13 protein-coding genes and 1 other annotated feature are annotated in these 15,819 nt (G+C 56.1%); of the genes, 11 read left to right on the top strand and 2 right to left on the bottom strand.

What is annotated here, in order from left to right; all coding sequences use genetic code 11:
* Positions 1-128: 128 nt before the first annotated feature.
* From GCWU000341_RS06435 to GCWU000341_RS06420, 4 genes are all read left to right on the top strand, one after another.
* A complete protein-coding gene (locus GCWU000341_RS06435) occupies positions 129-1,019 on the top strand; it encodes a carbohydrate ABC transporter permease (RefSeq protein WP_009215034.1) in 891 nt (296 codons plus the stop codon).
* Between the two features lie 9 nt (positions 1,020-1,028).
* A complete protein-coding gene (locus tag GCWU000341_RS06430) occupies positions 1,029-1,874 on the top strand; it encodes a carbohydrate ABC transporter permease (protein WP_009215033.1) in 846 nt (281 codons plus the stop codon).
* A gap of 154 nt (positions 1,875-2,028) precedes the next feature.
* On the top strand, positions 2,029-3,087 hold the full coding sequence (locus GCWU000341_RS06425; protein WP_155812675.1) for a LacI family DNA-binding transcriptional regulator: 1,059 nt from the start codon (positions 2,029-2,031) through the stop codon (positions 3,085-3,087).
* Between the two features lie 2 nt (positions 3,088-3,089).
* A complete protein-coding gene (locus GCWU000341_RS06420) occupies positions 3,090-4,574 on the top strand; it encodes a glycoside hydrolase family 32 protein (RefSeq protein WP_009215031.1) in 1,485 nt (494 codons plus the stop codon).
* A gap of 27 nt (positions 4,575-4,601) precedes the next feature.
* On the opposite strand, the gene uxaC is transcribed toward GCWU000341_RS06420, so the two are convergent.
* Both uxaC and GCWU000341_RS06410 read right to left on the bottom strand, forming a co-directional pair.
* Positions 4,602-6,017, bottom strand: coding sequence for a glucuronate isomerase (uxaC, locus tag GCWU000341_RS06415; protein ID WP_009215030.1), 1,416 nt, complete (start codon positions 6,015-6,017; stop codon positions 4,602-4,604).
* Positions 6,018-6,201: 184 nt separating this feature from the next.
* Positions 6,202-7,242, bottom strand: coding sequence for a LacI family DNA-binding transcriptional regulator (locus GCWU000341_RS06410; protein ID WP_040653535.1), 1,041 nt, complete (start codon positions 7,240-7,242; stop codon positions 6,202-6,204).
* Positions 7,243-7,420: 178 nt separating this feature from the next.
* Here GCWU000341_RS06410 and GCWU000341_RS06405 point away from each other — a divergent pair, with 178 nt between their 5' ends.
* From GCWU000341_RS06405 to aroA, 7 genes are all read left to right on the top strand, one after another.
* The gene (locus GCWU000341_RS06405; RefSeq protein WP_009215027.1) at positions 7,421-8,452 is read left to right on the top strand and encodes a sugar kinase; all 1,032 of its coding nucleotides are present in this window, start codon (positions 7,421-7,423) and stop codon (positions 8,450-8,452) included.
* 185 nt (positions 8,453-8,637) lie between these two features.
* Positions 8,638-10,071 carry a peptide MFS transporter gene (locus GCWU000341_RS06400; protein WP_040653533.1) on the top strand — a complete coding sequence of 478 codons (1,434 nt, stop codon included), beginning with the start codon at positions 8,638-8,640 and terminating at the stop codon, positions 10,069-10,071.
* 45 nt (positions 10,072-10,116) lie between these two features.
* Positions 10,117-10,359 (top strand) — a binding site (T-box leader).
* Between the two features lie 52 nt (positions 10,360-10,411).
* Positions 10,412-11,503, top strand: a complete 1,092-nt coding sequence (locus GCWU000341_RS06395; RefSeq protein ID WP_040653531.1) for an ABC transporter substrate-binding protein — start codon at positions 10,412-10,414, stop codon at positions 11,501-11,503.
* Positions 11,504-11,988: 485 nt separating this feature from the next.
* Positions 11,989-12,939 (top strand): ABC transporter permease, encoded by a 951-nt coding sequence (locus GCWU000341_RS06390; protein ID WP_009215022.1) that lies wholly within the window; start codon positions 11,989-11,991, stop codon positions 12,937-12,939.
* Positions 12,932-13,813 (top strand): ABC transporter ATP-binding protein, encoded by an 882-nt coding sequence (locus tag GCWU000341_RS06385; RefSeq protein ID WP_009215021.1) that lies wholly within the window; start codon positions 12,932-12,934, stop codon positions 13,811-13,813. Before GCWU000341_RS06390 ends, GCWU000341_RS06385 begins: the two co-directional genes overlap by 8 nt.
* A complete protein-coding gene (locus GCWU000341_RS06380) occupies positions 13,810-14,448 on the top strand; it encodes an AAA family ATPase (RefSeq protein WP_009215020.1) in 639 nt (212 codons plus the stop codon). The genes GCWU000341_RS06385 and GCWU000341_RS06380 overlap by 4 nt, the downstream gene beginning before the upstream one ends.
* Positions 14,448-15,779, top strand: coding sequence for a 3-phosphoshikimate 1-carboxyvinyltransferase (gene aroA / locus GCWU000341_RS06375; protein WP_009215019.1), 1,332 nt, complete (start codon positions 14,448-14,450; stop codon positions 15,777-15,779). Before GCWU000341_RS06380 ends, aroA begins: the two co-directional genes overlap by 1 nt.
* Positions 15,780-15,819: the final 40 nt, after the last annotated feature.

The following is a 15,819-nucleotide window of genomic DNA, read 5'->3' as shown; positions in this document are numbered from 1 at the left end:
TGTCCGAAATGATGTCTGAAGAAATGATGCCCGATGAGAAATTTAGAAATGATGGATAGAAATGGACTGGGACTGCGGGAAGCGGAGAGAGGTGCAGCGCTTCCGAAGACAGAAATGAGAGGTAGAGTATGAGAGCTGCTGCGAACTGCGGAAGAGGCGGAAATTCTCTGAGCGGTGTGATCCTGTCCGCCCCCGCTGTTTTCCTGTTGTTTCTTTTCCTGATTGTGCCGATTCTCGGAACGATCTATTTTTCCTTCTTCACCTATCAGGTCATGAGGCCCGACAACATTCTCTTCAACGGCTTTCGGAACTATCAGAAGCTGTTCAGGGACCGGAATTTCTGGGCGGCACTTAGGAACTCGGTTTATTTCACGCTGCTTGTCGTGCCCTTTCAGTGTGCGCTCGCGCTGGGACTCGCCCTCCTCGTCCATTCGAGGAGGCGCGGTGTCTCGATCTTCCGGACCATGTATTTCAGCCCTCAGCTGACCTCCATGGTCGTCATCGCGATACTCTGGGTCATCCTCTATAATTCCAATGCGAGCACCGGGCTGATCAATGCGCTTTTGCAGCACTTTCACATCGGACCGATCGACTTCCTGAATGATCCGAAGACGGCGATGAATTCCATCATTTTCATGTCCGCCTGGCAGGGCGCGGGATATCAGATGATGATCTTTCTCGCGGGGCTGAACGGGATCCCGGCGGAGCAGTATGAGGCGGCCTCTGCGGACGGAGCGAACAGGCTGGAGCAGTTTTGGTATATCACGCTCCCGGGACTTAAAAATACGATAAAATATGTCTTCATGATTACGCTGATTCAGGCCATGAAGCTCTTTACGCAGCCCTATATCATGACAAAGGGAGGGCCGCAGAACCGGACGAAGACGCTGGTCTATTTTATCTATGAGCAGGGCTTTCAGAAGGGGAATTTCGGCTATGCCTGCTCTGTCGCGGCAATCTTTTTCCTGATTGTGGTCACGATGTCTCTTCTTGTGAAGAAGCTGACCCGCACTAACTGAGGTGGCGCTATGAAAAGCAAAAAGAATCATAAGAGACTGAGGGACCTCGGCTTTTATCTCGGAAATTCGCTGATCGGACTGGTCTTCGTCTCGCCGCTTCTATGGATGGTCGCGGCATCCTTCAAGCCGGAGCTCGCTATCTTTTCCAATATCAACTCCATCCGGACCTTTATCCCGGAGCATTTCAGTCTGGCAAATTATATCGAGGTTTTCCGCCGTCTGAATATCCCGCAGATTCTAGGAAATACCTTTTCGTATATCGCGATCGTCCTTCTCGGAGATCTCCTTTTCGGCTCTATGTGCGGTTATGCCCTTGCGAAGCTTGATTTCCGGGGCAGGGGGCCGATCCTCACCCTGGTCATCGCGCTGATGTCCATGCCGGTGGAGGCCATACTTCTTCCGCTTTACATCGAGGTTTCCCGCTTTGGTCTCGGGAATACGCTTCCGGGACTGGCTCTCCCCTTTATGATGAACTGCTTTTCGATCTACATGTTCTATTCCTACTTTCTGGATATTCCGGATGAGCTGATCGAGGCCGCGAGGATCGACGGCTGCGGGGAGATCCGCTGCTATTTCCGGATTGTTCTTCCGCTGGCAAAGACGGTCCTCGCCACGGTATTTATCCTGGATTTCGTGGCGCGCTGGAACGATTTCATGTGGCCCTTCCTGATCACGACCGGAGAGGATAAAAGGACGGTGCAGCTTGCGATTCAGACCTTCTTCGGCACACAGCCGATCCACTATGGTTCCATCATGGCCGCCCTGACGCTCGCCTCTGTTCCCATGCTTCTCATCTACATTTTCATGCAGAAATACTATGTGGAGGGCATCGCCTCCACCGGGATCAAGGGCTAGAGATAGATGCTGTCATTTTCCGAATACTGTGCTATGATTTCAGCAGAACCGTATTGTGATTTTCGGCATGAAAAACTCATTCTCCGTGCTTTATCTTCGCGAGAAAGCGTGACGGAATTCTGCGAGGGTGCAGAAGGGAGAAGGAGCAGGCGCTGTGAAGGCAGACAGAGCCCGGCTCAGCGCTTATTTTCAGGCGGGAGAAGAGATGGCAGGGATACAGGATGTTGCGAGGCTTGCGGGAGTGGGGACCGGAACGGTGTCCCGGGTGATCAATGGGAGCGGCTACGTCTCCTCTAAGACGAGGGACAGGGTGGAGAGGGCGGTGGCGGAGCTTTCCTATACGCCGAATGAACTCGCGAGAAATCTCCTTCAGAACCGATCGAGGATCATTGCCCTGATCGTACCGGATCTCTCCTACCCCTTCTTCGCGGAGCTTGCCTGCGCGGTGGAGCAAAGGCTTATGGTGCAGGGCTATAAGACGATGATCTGCAATGCGGTCCGCCAGAGCACGAATGAGGAGGAGTATCTCTCCATGCTGGATCGAAATATCGTGGACGGCGTCCTGACGGCCACGCATTCCTTAAAGCATGAGCAGTATTTCCGCTCCCATAAGCCGATCGTCTCCTTCGATATGTTCTACCACGAGGGAGAGATTCCGATAGTCACGGTGGATCATGAGAGGGGAGGGAGGCTTGCGGCGGAGGAGCTGCTTCAGGCCGGCTGCCGCAGGCTTCTTCAGTTTCGGGATGCCGAGGAGGCGGGGCGCTTCTCCTTTATGGAGAGGCACCGTGCTTTTGAGGAGAGCGTTCGCTCAGCCGGGGCAGAATGCCGCAATGTCTATCTCGAGTGGAACGAGTTCCGGGAGGATTATTACGCCGGGATCGCGGAGAAGGCACTTTCGGAGCATCCGGATGTCGATGGGATCTTCGGGACGGATGGAATCGTTTTGCACTGTATGAGAGCGGCGCTTATGCGGAGGAGGAGGATCCCGGAGGAGCTCAGACTGGTGGCCTATGATGGGACAAAGGCGCTGAACACCGCCTATCCCTCGGTCACGGCTCTCGTGCAGCCGATTGAGAAGCTCGCGGAAGCCGGCGTAAAGCTTCTTCTGAGAAGAATCGAGGGGAAAAAACTCCGAAGGGATAAGATTGTGCTGGGGCTCAGGCTTCGGAGAGGGATGACGACGGGACACAGCGGGAGGAGGAGCGGCTGAGAATGTCATATTTAGAGGAGGCAAGAGAATATGAGGAGAGGATGGAGCGGAAGATCGCGGCGGAGGAGCGGCCTCTCTATCATCTCACGGCGCGGACGGGCTGGCTGAATGATCCGAATGGCTTTTCCTTCTATGGGGGAAGGTACCACCTGTTCTATCAATACAATCCCTACAGCACACACTGGGACAGAATGCACTGGGGGGAGTGGAGCTCTCCGGATCTCATTCACTGGAGCTTTGAGAGAGCGGCTATGGCGCCGGATGAAGCCTATGAGAGCGGCTGCTTTTCCGGGAGCGCCGCCCTGGACCGGGAGGGAAATCCTGTGTTCATGTATACGGCCCACAGAATCATTCCGGACGGACGAGAGGAGATCGTCCGGGAGACGCAGTGCATCGCACGCCTCATAGAGAGGGAGCTTGTGAAGGAGGAGGGAAATCCGGTGATCTCCGAGGAAGGGCTTCCGGAGGGCTTTTCCCTCTCCGATTTCCGGGATCCCAAGATCTGGAGGGAGGGGGAGTATTTCTATTCCGTGCTCTCCTCCCGCTTTGAGGATGGTCTGGGGGCGGTCCTTCTCTACCGTTCTTCGGATCTCCTTCATTGGGATTTCGTGAAGCTCCTTAAGAAAAATGACGGGAGATTCGGGAGGATGTGGGAGTGTCCGGATTTCTTCCGCCTGGACGATCATTCCGTCCTCTTTGTCTCCGCCATAGCGATGAAGGCCCTTTCGCCGGAGTTCAGAAATGGCTTTTGCAGTCTCGCCTTTCTCGGGAAGGATCTCGGCGGAGAGCCGGATCTTCGGGAGAAAAGGGTACAGGCTCTGGACCTCGGCTTTGATTTTTACGCTCCGCAGACGATGTTAAGTCCGGACGGGAGAAGGATACTGATCGCATGGATGCAGGCCCCGGAGAGCGGAAATCTCGCGCCGGAGGGGGCGGGATGGTACGGACAGATGTGCTTTCCGAGGGAGCTTTCCATCCGGGGAGGAAGACTTTTTCAAAGCCCGATCCGGGAGATCTCGTCGCTCTACGGAGAGAGCACGGAGCTCGACCTCTGCGCCGACTCAGAGAGGTCCATTCCGGAGCTCCATGGACGGACGATGGATCTTTCCTTGGAGCTTAAGGCAGAGAGGGAGGATTTTTGCGAGCTGCGGCTTTGCTTTGCGAAAAGGGGGAATATTTTCACGACTCTTTCCTATCGACCGGCCGAGGGTCGGCTGATCCTGGACCGAAGGGCCGCAGGCCGCGCGGCCTCGATCTGTGAGTACCGGGAGGTTCTCCTTCCGAAGCGGGAGAAGGAGGCGAGTCTCCGCCTCCTTCTCGATCGCTTCTCCTTTGAGATTTTTCTGAATGGGGGAGAATCCGTTCTGAGCGGGACCCTCTATGACTGTCCGGCGGAGGCAGGGGAGCTCACGATTTTTGCGAAGGGAGCGAGGATCCGGGCCGTAAAGCATGAGATCGAGAGCGGGATCCTCCGGGGGAACTGCTGAAGGGAGAGCCGGGAGGACGGGACGGGATCAATACTCTGAGAGCCGGAAATCAAAGTAGCGGACCGCGTTATTGAAGCAGATCCCCCGGAGGATATCGGAGAGAGCCCTTTCATCGTCCGGATATTCTCCGTTTTCCACCCAGCCTCCCAGGAGTTCACAGAGAATGCGGCGGAAGTAATCATGCCTTGTGTAGGAGAGGAAGGAACGGGAGTCCGTCAGCATGCCGTTGAAGTTTCCGAGGGCGGAGAGATTCGCGTAGTCCTTGAGCTGCGCGCTCATTCCCTCCTTGTGATCATTGAACCACCAGGCGGCGCCCTGCGTGACGCGGTTTTTCACGGGGGCTTCACAGAAGCAGCCGCAGAGACTGCTGATCACCGCATTGTCGCAGGGATTCAGGGAGTAGAGTATGGTTTTTGGAATTTCGGCTGTCCGGGAGAGCCCGTTTAAAAGCGCTGCCATCTGATCAGCGGGGGCGTAGTTATCGGCCGAATCGAAGCCGCTGTCCGCGCCGAGTTTTTCATACATCGCTGCGTTATTGTCGCGGATGCAGCCGAAGTGGATCTGAAAGACCATGTTCCTTTTATTATATTCCCTCGCGAGGAAGAGGATCTCGCCGGTCCGATAGGCCGCGGCCTCTGCGGCGCTGAGCTGCTCTCCCCGGAGCCGCTTTTTTACGATCTCATCCAGCTCCGACTCCGAGGCCGGGGAGAACATGATATAGCGTAGGGCGTGATCCGTGACCACGCAGCCCAGGGACTGGAAGTAGTCGAGACGCCGGCAAAGTGCTTCCTTCAGGCTTCGAAAATCCCTTATCTCGATCCCGGAGCAGGCAGAGAGCTTTCGGAGATATTCCGGATACTCTTCCTTCTCAATATTGGTGACTTTGTCCGGACGGAAAGCGGGGAGGACCTGCACCTCGAAATCGGGGTCCTCCGCGATTTTTTTGTGCCATTCCAGACTGTCGATGGGATCATCCGTAGTGCAGATCAGACGGACATTGGAGGCCTTTATGATATTCCGGACGGACATAGAGGGGCTTCTCAGCTTTTCATTGCAAAGCTGCCAGACCTCCTCCGCGGTATCTCCGTTCAGATAGCCCTGATATCCGAAATATTTCCGAAGCTCCAGGTGGGACCAGTGATAGAGCGGATTCCCGATCAGCTTCGGGAGCGTCTCCGCCCATTTCTGGAATTTTTCCCGTTCCGGCCGGTTTCCTGTGATATACTCCTCCGGAATGCCGTTAATTCGCATCTGCCTCCACTTATAGTGGTCTCCGCCGAGCCAGACCTGAAAGATGTTTTCGAAGCGTCGGTCCTCCGCGATTTCCTGCGGGTTGATATGGCAGTGATAGTCCAGGATCGGCGCATTTTCTGCGTGATCCCGGTAGAGCCGCTTCGCCGTGTCCGTAGAGAGAAGAAAATCCCTGTCCATAAATGCTTTCATCTGTTTCCTCCTGTGATCCTTGCTGCTACTGTCAAAAGTCTGCCTCTGAGCTTCTGCCCCTGAACTTGAAGTACATTGTCTTACGGCATGCGGCCTGGATCCGGACCGCTCTGCCGTAAAAGGATGCTCTCTCCAGCTAAAAGGCGGAGCTTTTTTTCGGAAGATCCGCTTTCTGCCGCTCTTCCTAGGAGAGGAAGCGGGTGGTCTGCCTCTCCGCGATTTTCGGGCGGAGGAGAAGCTTTTTCGCGGGAAGCCTTTCCGGATCCCTCCGCCCGTCTGCCCCATTGGCATCGGAAGAGAGAAGCTGCAGAAGGCGCCGGACCGTCTTCTCACAGACGTCCTTTAAGCGGGGATCGACAGAGCTTAGCTCCGGGCTGGAGCATTCCGCGAGGACGGAATTATTGAAGCTTAGGATGGAGAGCTCATCCGGGAGAGAGAGTCCCCGCCGGTTTGCGAATTTGACAGCTCCGACTCCCGTGGTATCGGAGCTTGCGATGACGGCGTCGAAGGGGCGCTTCTCGTATTCCTCTTCCAGGAGAGCGGCAATACTCTGAAAGTCCTTTTTCCCCCGGACGATGCGGAGGGCATCCTCCGCTACGCCGGACGTTGCACAGCCCATACGGAGTCCCCGAAGCTTTGCCCGGCCGGAGTAGCTGTCGGAGGAATAGACATAGATAAACTCGCGGCAGCCGGATTCCCGGAGCTTTCTCACCGCCTGCTTCATGCCTGAGGCGTCATCGCTCAGAGTGCAGTAGATATTCTCGCCCTCCAGGATGCCGTTTATGAGCATGACGGGAATCTCTCTCGCACCGTCCAGGATGTATTGATTGTCCTCCGCTCTCAGCTCCACATATCGGGAGCCCGCGAGAATGATGGCATCCACCTGCCGGGAGCGGAGGAGCTCGAAGGAGCTCATCTTGTTTCGGAGCTCATACCCGGTGCAGCAGAGAATGGAGTTATAGCCGTTTTTCCGAAGAGCGGTTTCCAGATAGGAGATCGCATGGGCGAAGTAGATGTCTGCGGAGTCCGAGCACATGATTCCGATCGTCTGCATGGAGCCGCGCCCCAGGCCTCTGGCATAGACGTTTGGCGTGTAGCCGAGCTCTTCTATGACTTCTGTGACCTTCTGCCTTGTCTTTTCGCTGACGTTCTGCGCGCCGTTTATGACACGGGAGACGGAGGCGATGGATACGCCCGCTGCTCTGGAGATATCGTAGATGTTCATGCTATCCTCTGTTTTGTAAGCGTTTACATTTTTCTTGATTATAGGATAGGAATGAAGTAAAATCAAGTTGCTTCTGCCGCTTTCTTTCTTTTTGCGGCGGGTCAGCGGGGAGAATGCGGGTTCATATCGCCGGAGGGACCCGGACATTGGTCAGGGAGACCGGCGGGAGGGAGACGGTATGGAAATCAGGAAGCGGAGCTTTGATTTGATTACGATGGGACAGATTCTTCTTCGTCTTTCCCCTCCCGGCAATGAACGGATGATCCGCTCGGATCATTTTGAGAAAAATGTGGGCGGCGCGGAGCTCAATGTCGCGGTGGGGGCCTCTCTTCTCGGGCTTCGCACCGGCGTGATCTCGAAGCTTCCCTCCCATGACCTCGGGCAGTATCTGAAGTCGACGATCCGCTCCTACGGGGTCTCCGACGATTACTTTATCTATGACGACCGGCCGGACGGCAGGGTGGGGATTTATTTCTATGAGTACGGAGCTTATCCGAGAAAGCCAAAGCTGATCTATGACCGGCACGATCCCGGCTTTTTCTCCCTGAGAACGGAGGAGATCGACGAGCGGGTCTATCGGGATGCGGGCTGCTTTCACATTTCCGGGATCACACTCGCTCTCTGCCCGGAACTTCGGAGGACGGCGACGGAGGTGATACGGCGTTTTCGGGAGGCGGGGGCCCTCATCTCTTTTGATGTGAATTTCCGGGGGAATCTGTGGAGCGGGGAGGAGGCGAGGCGCTGCGTCGAGGCGCTCCTTCCCTATATCGACATCTTCTTCTGCTCCGAGTCGACAGCTCGGCTCACCTTCCAAAGAGAGGGAAGTACGAGAGAGATTCTTCGCTCCTTTACGGAGGATTTTCCGGTCCGTCTGGTATTTGCGACGGAGCGGACGGTACACAGCCCAAAGAGGCATGACTTTACTTCTCTCGCCTATTCCGCGGAGGAGAAGAGCTTCTATGAGGAGGAGCCCTACCGGGACATCGAGGTGGTGGACCGGATCGGCTCGGGGGATGCCTATATTGCAGGCGCTCTCTACGGACTTCTCTCCTCCGGGGGAAATGTGAGGCAGGCTGTCATCTACGGCAATGCCTCCGCCGCGATGAAAAATACGATCCCCGGCGATCTCTTGCAGTCTGACAGGAGGGAGCTGGACCACGTCATTTCGGATCACTCCTCCTCAGGCTTCCACTCGGAGATGGACCGATGAATAAACGCTCCGGAAAGCGGTTCCCTGTCGGATCCCCGGAGCACACTCCACGGGAGAGCGCTGGTGAACAATCGGCGGAGTTTTGTGGGAATTATCATAAATGGCTTGATTCATCCTCTGAAATGCGATATTATTACCAAAAATCGTTTCCCGAGCCGCGGGCTCAGGATAAAGAGGAGGAATCTATGTCAGAAGCAGTTTCAAAAAAGGGTGAGAAGTTTCATCACCCGAAGGGGTTGTGGCTGTCCTGCATCGGGATGGGCGCGTCCAGTTACCTGAAATATGCGGTATCCGGTATCGCTATTTTCTACTACACCTATTCCGTCGCGCAGGGAGGACTGGGGCTTTCCGATCAGGACGCGGGACTCATCATCTCCATCGCGGGGGCTCTGGGATCTTTGCTCCCGGTGCTTGGCTCCATCATCACGGACCGCTTTCTGGGATTACAGAAGGCGCTGATCTGGGCGCTGTTTTTCCAGGGCATCGCCTATCTTTTTTTCTTTCTCTTTACGCCGAATGTGCCTTTGGTTTTGGTGGGCGTCGCGATCAATATATGCTCCGCGGCCTTCATGAATAATAATCTGAGTGCCATCGTGGGTCTCCTCTACACCAAGCAGGACCATTCCCTGAAGGACGCCGCCTACGGGATCTTCTATATGGCGGTGAATATCGGAAGCTTCCTGGGACCGATCTTCGGCGGCATGCTCACAGACCACTGGATGGCTGTGAGGGATGAGGCCGGAAATATCGTGACCTACGGCTATAAGTACGCCTATCTGATGGTGTCAATCGGAATGTTCATAACCTTCCTGATCTATCTCTTCCTCACTCCGAAGTGGCTCGGTGAGGTCGGGAAATATCCGGCCGCGAAGACACCGGAGAAGTCGGACGGGAGCCCGGCGAAGAAGGAGAAGCTGACGGATACGGACAAGAAGAGGATCCTCGCCATGGCCATCATCTTTGTCTTTGTCACGATCTACTGGACCTCCTATTTCCAGACCTCTTATACCGTAAACACCATGGCAAACGAGTATGTCAATCTGAAAATCGGGAGCTTTGATATGCCGGTCGTATGGCTGATTTCCTTTAACGGCATCCTCTGCATCATTTTGGCTCCGCTCTTCGGAAATCTCTGGGTGAAGCTTTCGCACATGAAGAAGGATCCGCCTGTCACCATGAAGATGGCGGTCGGCATGATTATCACAGGTCTTGCCTTCTTTATCATCCTCGCCGGCTATCTGTCCCGGGGTGGAGGAGCGGTGGACAGCAGCGTGAAGATGGCGCTTTGGTATATGCTTGTCGCCTATACGATTCTGACTATCGGAGAGCTCCTGGTTTCTCCCGTCGGTATGGCGCTCTTCAGTAAGCTCACACCGGAGAGATTTTCTTCTCTCGCGATGAGCGGCTGGTATCTTTGCTATTTCTTCTCCGGCATTGCCTCCGGGGCCCTCGTCGCGGTGACGAAGGTCTGGGGCTATGAGAAGATCCTCTCCGTCCTCGGCGGAGCGCTGATCGTCTGCGGCGTCCTGATGTTCCTCGTAAAGCCCTTCCTCGAGAAGCTGATCGCGATGGATAAGCTCGGACACGAGGAAGAGGAGATTGCCGCGTCAGAGGCATGACGGGGGATTGACAGCGCGGCTATGCTGTGCTAGAGTACGCGGAGAAAGAAACCGATGACAGAGAGTAGTAATCTCTTTTATCCCACTTACAGAGAGCTGCAGGGGCTGAGAAGCAGTACCGGGGGATTGAGATGAATGGACTCTGGAGGGCGCGACAGAAAGAGAGATCGAGTATGAAGCGACGGGAACCGCACCGTTATCAGGCGGCGCGCATGTCAGTGCGCGGCAGAGGGGCCGGAGCTGATCCGGCAAGATGAGTGGCACCGCGGAATATTTTTCGCCTCATACATGGCTGTTTGCTGTGTATGGGGCGTTTATTTATGCGGGGAGAGGAGGATTTATGAAAAGGATTCTTAGGGCGGGGACGGCATTTCTTGCGGCGGCAGCTGTATTGACATCGGGCTGTGGCGCTTCTTCGCAAAATGCGGAGACGAGCGGAAAGGAGAGCGGGAGCAGCGCGGAAAAGGCAGAGAAGTCCGGAGAGGAAAAGACCTACAAGGTCGGGATCCTGAAGTTCATGGATCATCCGTCCCTCAATCAGATCGAGGACAGCCTTTGTACAGAGCTCGATGCGCTCTCGAAGGACGGTGTGAAATATGAGTACAAGGACTACCGTATGAACGGGCAGGGGGACGCCTCTTCCTTAAATCAGATGACGGCGCAGCTTCTCTCGGACAAGGTCGATATCATCGTTCCGATCGCGACACCGGCGATCCAGATCGTGCAGGCTCAGACAGAGGGGCAGAGCATCCCGATCGTATTTTCCGCGGCTTCTGATCCGGTATCTGCAAAGCTTGTGGATTCTCTGGAGAAGCCCGGAGGACATATTACCGGGACCTCCGACTTTTTGAATACCAATGCGATCATGGACCTTATCTTCGCGGCAAATCCCGAGACGGACTATGTGGGACTCCTCTATTCCAAGAGCGAGGACTCCTCGAAGCTTCCGATTGAGACAGCGAAGAAGTATCTCGAGGAAAAGGGAATCCGCTATATCGAGAAAACCGGGACCAGTACGGACGAGGTGTCTCAGGCGGTGGACGCACTGATCGCAGAGGGAGTGGATGCGGTCTTCACTCCTACGGACAATACCGTGCAGAAGGCGGAGCTCTCCTTCTATGAGAAGCTTCAAAAGGCAAAGATCCCTCACTACGGCGGAGCGGACTCCTTTGCGTTAAACGGTGCCTTCTGCGGCTACGGCGTCGACTATGTTCAGCTTGGGAAGGCCACGGCGGACATGGTTTCCGATATCCTGGAAAAGGGAAAGGATCCGGCGGAGACTCCGGTGCAGACCTTTGACAGCGGAATCGCGACCATCAATACGGAAACCTGCGAAAAACTCGGATATTCTCTGGAGGATATAAAAAAGGCCTTCCAGCCCTACTGCAGCAAAACCGAAGAGATCCAGACAAAGAAGGACTTTACTGCATAAGTCCCTGTCAGGCGCCGGAGCAGACGCTTTTCCTGCCGCAAGTCCGCCCGGCACAGGACGCTCTCGCTCCGACTGCCGCGGCCAGCGGCGCGAGCGTAGAAGTCTGCCATCAGGCAGACTCGGAGCGTACTTGACCACTTCTCGAAGAGAAGTGTCTCCCGGAGGGAGATCGGCTGAAGCCACCCGGGCGAAGCCGAGTCGCCGGGGCGGCAGACGGCCTGTGCGCAGACGGACAAAACGGCAGGGCGGCAGCCCGAAATGCGAATACCTGTTAAGGATTGCGAGAGCAGCAGGGCTGCGGAGCAATCCGGGGACTTATGCATACAGTGCTGTGGGGCAGGGCGAAGCCGAGTCGCCGGGGCGGCAGACGGACAAAGCGGCATGGGATTTATAAGCTGGTTCAAAGCGGATCGGAGCTTAGCATAGAGGAGCGGACAGGAAATTTTCGCGGGCCCGGAGTATGCTTCCGATAGAGAGGAGACGAAGTGACGGCATTTCTGACGGCGGGGATTATCCGGACGGCGCTTGAGGTCGGGCTGATCTATTCCTTGGTGGCGCTTTCCCTTTTTATGAGCTACAGTATATTGAATATCTGCGATCTCTCCACGGACGGCTGCTATACTCTGGGATCCGCTGTGGGCGCGGTTCTCACGATCGCGGGACATCCGATCCTGGGCATTTTCGCCGCTATGCTGGCGGGGGTCTGCTCCGGATATGTCACGGCCTTTCTCCAGACCCGTCTCGGCGTGGAGAGCATCCTCGCGGGCATCATTGTGAACACCGGGCTCTACACTGTGAATCTCGCTGTGATGGGATTTTCCTCGAATCTTTCCATCTTTGGGACGGAGACGATCTTTTCTCTCTTCCAGGGAATCTCCGGCTCCGCGTTCTGGCAGGACTGGAGCAGCCTGATTCTCCTCGCCCTTTTACTTCTCCTGACTGCCTCCGTGCTTCGCCTTTTTCTGAGCACCCGTCTCGGCCTGTCCATCCGGGCCACCGGAGACAGCCCGGCAATGGTGCGCGCGTCTTCCATCAACCCCGCTTTTACGATCACCGTGGGGCTCTGCGCCGCAAATTCTCTCACCGCTCTTGCCGGTTCCCTGATTGGGCAATACAATAAGAGCAGCGACATCAATCTGGGAATCGGCATGGTGACGATCGCGCTGGCCTCCCTTGTGATCGGGGAGACTATCTTCGGGAGGAAGAAGATGACGATGCGCATCCTGGGCGTGGTGATCGGCTCCTGCCTCTATCGTCTGGTCATCGCAGTCGCACTTCGCCTGAAGGCTCCGACCGAGGCCTTCAAGCTGGTCTCCGCCCTGATCGTCGCATTTGCGATCGCCGCCCCAAGGGCGAAGGAGCTTCTCTCTTTTGAGAGAAAGAGGCGGAGAGCCATGCGGGAGAGGCGGAGAGAGAGGGGGGAGGGACATGCTTAGGATCGAATCCATTTCGAAGACCTTCTATCCGGGCACCGTCAATGAGAGGAGGGCGCTGGACCGGCTGAGTCTCATTCTTCCCGACGGGGATTTCGCGGCCATTGTCGGCTCAAACGGGGCGGGGAAGTCCACACTTTTCAACGCGATCGCGGGGAGCTTCCTCACAGATTCCGGTTTCATCGAGCTCGACGGGGAGGATATTACCTTCCGCCCGGAGCATCTTAGGAGCCGGGAGATCGGCCGCCTCTTCCAGGATCCCCTTATGGGGACCGCGCCGCATATGAGCATCGAGGAGAATCTTTCCGTCGCCTATCTCCGGGCCTCCGGGAGCCGCTATTCTTTTTTCAGCAGAGTGGGGAAAAGGGAAAAGGAGCGTTTCCGGGAGCAGCTTTCCCTCCTCAATATGGGGCTGGAGGAACGGATGGATCAGCCGGTGGGGCTTCTCTCCGGTGGACAGCGGCAGGCTTTGACCCTTCTCATGGCGACGATGGTGACGCCGAAGCTTCTCCTTCTGGATGAGCACACGGCGGCGCTCGATCCCGCGACGGCGGAGAAGGTCCTGCTTCTCACGGAGAATATTATCCGGGAGAGAAAGATAAGTTGCCTTATGATCACGCACAATATGAATCAGGCCCTCTCCCTCGGAAATCGGACGCTCATGATGAACCGGGGCACTGTCGTGCTCGATGTATCCGGGGAGGAGAGAGCCGGGATGACGGTACAGGATCTCTTAGACCGCTTTGCGGGCAATGCCGGCCGGGAATTCAACAATGACAGGATTCTTCTCTCCGCCTTTCCCAAGGGCTCTATGCGGGAGGAGGCGGAGCGGGGAGAGAGAGGACGGGAGGAGAGAAGAGGGGGAGAAGAGCCATGATAAAGAAACACTTCGTCATCACCATCGGAAGACAGTTTGGCTCCGGAGGAAGGCTCGTCGGGAAGCGCCTCTCTGAGGAGCTCGGGATTCATTTCTATGATGAGAATATCCTGAGCCTGACTTCGGAGAAGACGGCGATCGGGGAGCAGTATTTTCGGCTTGCAGACGAAAAGGCGGGCTCCAATCTTCTCTACAGAATCGTGGATAAGCTGAAGCCGCAGCTCGGGAAGCCCCGCGTCGGAGAGCATATCGTGACGCCGGAGAATCTCTTTCGCTTCCAGGCGGAGGTGATCGAGGAGCTGGCAGAGGCGGAGAGCTGCATCATCGCCGGGCGATGCGCGAATTATGTGCTTCGGGAGGCCGGATTTCGGGAAAGAGTGGATCTTTTCGTCTATGCGGATCTGGAGACCCGGATTCAAAGAGCGATGGACTATACCAAGACGGACCGGGAGGAAGCTCTTCGGCGGATCCGGAAGATCGATCGGGAGAGAAGGGAGTACCACAGGTACTATACCGGTGAGGAATGGATGAAGCTCGATAATTATGATCTCATGATCAATGCCTCCCGCATCAGTTATGATGAGCTCTTTTCTCTTATGAGGGATTATATCCGTATGAAGGGGTATATTGACTGATGGATCAGAAAATTTATGGGAAAGGGAGAGCCCTCCGGGGAGAGCTCACTGTCCCCGGGGATAAAAGCATTTCCCACCGCGCCCTCATGCTGTCGGCCCTTACGGAAGGGGAGACGAGGATCCGCGGCTTCCTCTATGGGGCGGACTGTATTTCCACGATCCGCTGTCTTCGGGAGATGGGGGTTTCGATCGAGAGCCGTGAAGGAGAGAGCGGGCCGGAGCTTTTGCTGCGGGGCGTCGGGCTTCGCGGGCTGAGGGCTCCGGAGAGAATTCTCGATTGTGGGAATTCCGGAACGACCATGCGTCTTCTCTCCGGTCTTCTCTCCGCGCAGCGCTTTGATTCTGTCCTGAGCGGGGATGAGAGTATCAGACGGAGGCCGATGGGGCGTGTGATTCGCCCGCTCACGGAGATGGGAGCGGATATCTTTTCGGAGCGGGGGGACGGCCGGGCACCGCTTCATATCCATGGGAGGGCGCTCCGCGGGATTTCCTATGAGTCTCCGCTGGCCTCCGCACAGGTAAAGTCTGCGATCCTTCTCGCAGGACTTTATGCGGAGGGAGAGAGCAGGGTGATTGAGCCGGGACTCTCCAGAGATCATTCGGAGCGCATGCTCCGTTCCCTCGGAGTCCCGATCGAGAGCCGCACTCTTTTCGATGGGAGGACGGAAATCCGTCTGCGCCCGGTGGAGCGCCTTGCCTCTTTTCCGAATCCCCTTTTCATCCCGGGCGACATCTCATCCGCCGCCTATTTCCTCACTGCCGCCCTGATCGTTCCGGGCTCGGAGCTTCTTCTTCGGAATGTGGGCACCAATCCCACAAGGGATGGGATTTTGGAGGTCTATCGGAGTATGGGAGGCGATATCTCTTCGGAAAGGAACAGAATCATCGCGGGAGAAGAGGTCTCCGATCTGAGGGTCAGGCATTCGAAGTTGCATGGGACGACGATCTCCGGCGCTCTCATCCCCCGCCTGATCGATGAACTCCCGGTGATTGCCGCTGCCGCAGCCGCCGCGGAGGGGGAGACGCTCATAAAGGATGCGGCTGATCTCAGACAGAAGGAATCCGATCGAATCTCTGCGGTCGCGGAGGGACTTCGCGCGCTGGGAGTATCCGTAGAGGAGAGAGAGGACGGCATGAGAATCCTGGGGCAGGGAGAGAAGCTCTCCCTTCGGGAAGCGGAGATCGACAGCCGGGGGGATCATCGGATTGCGATGAGCTTTGCCGTTCTCGGCCTGCTGGAAGAGCCGGGAAGCTTCCTCCGGATCCATGGCAGTGACTGCATCCGAATCTCCTATCCGGATTTTTTCTCGGATTTTGAAAAAATCTGTTGACAGCTTTTTTCCCGTCTGCTATCATGAGAAGGTCGCAGGG

This window comes from Oribacterium sp. oral taxon 078 str. F0262 (assembly GCF_000160135.1).
Taxonomy (GTDB): Bacteria; Bacillota; Clostridia; order Lachnospirales; family Lachnospiraceae; genus Oribacterium.
The sequence above is the reverse complement of the archived record's forward strand: the minus strand, read 5'-3'. Positions and strand labels throughout refer to the sequence as shown.

What these genes read in the sequence shown, in the direction of transcription:
- GCWU000341_RS06420 (WP_009215031.1), top strand. Translation starts at nt 3,090, where the DNA reads ATGTCATATTTAGAGGAGGCAAGAGAATATGAGGAGAGGATGGAGCGG.
- GCWU000341_RS06405 (WP_009215027.1), top strand. Translation starts at nt 7,421, where the DNA reads ATGGAAATCAGGAAGCGGAGCTTTGATTTGATTACGATGGGACAGATT.
- uxaC (WP_009215030.1), bottom strand. Translation starts at nt 6,017, where the DNA reads ATGAAAGCATTTATGGACAGGGATTTTCTTCTCTCTACGGACACGGCG.
- GCWU000341_RS06400 (WP_040653533.1), top strand. Translation starts at nt 8,638, where the DNA reads ATGTCAGAAGCAGTTTCAAAAAAGGGTGAGAAGTTTCATCACCCGAAG.
- GCWU000341_RS06395 (WP_040653531.1), top strand. Translation starts at nt 10,412, where the DNA reads ATGAAAAGGATTCTTAGGGCGGGGACGGCATTTCTTGCGGCGGCAGCT.
- GCWU000341_RS06410 (WP_040653535.1), bottom strand. Translation starts at nt 7,242, where the DNA reads ATGAACATCTACGATATCTCCAGAGCAGCGGGCGTATCCATCGCCTCC.
- GCWU000341_RS06430 (WP_009215033.1), top strand. Translation starts at nt 1,029, where the DNA reads ATGAAAAGCAAAAAGAATCATAAGAGACTGAGGGACCTCGGCTTTTAT.
- GCWU000341_RS06380 (WP_009215020.1), top strand. Translation starts at nt 13,810, where the DNA reads ATGATAAAGAAACACTTCGTCATCACCATCGGAAGACAGTTTGGCTCC.
- GCWU000341_RS06435 (WP_009215034.1), top strand. Translation starts at nt 129, where the DNA reads ATGAGAGCTGCTGCGAACTGCGGAAGAGGCGGAAATTCTCTGAGCGGT.
- GCWU000341_RS06385 (WP_009215021.1), top strand. Translation starts at nt 12,932, where the DNA reads ATGCTTAGGATCGAATCCATTTCGAAGACCTTCTATCCGGGCACCGTC.
- aroA (WP_009215019.1), top strand. Translation starts at nt 14,448, where the DNA reads ATGGATCAGAAAATTTATGGGAAAGGGAGAGCCCTCCGGGGAGAGCTC.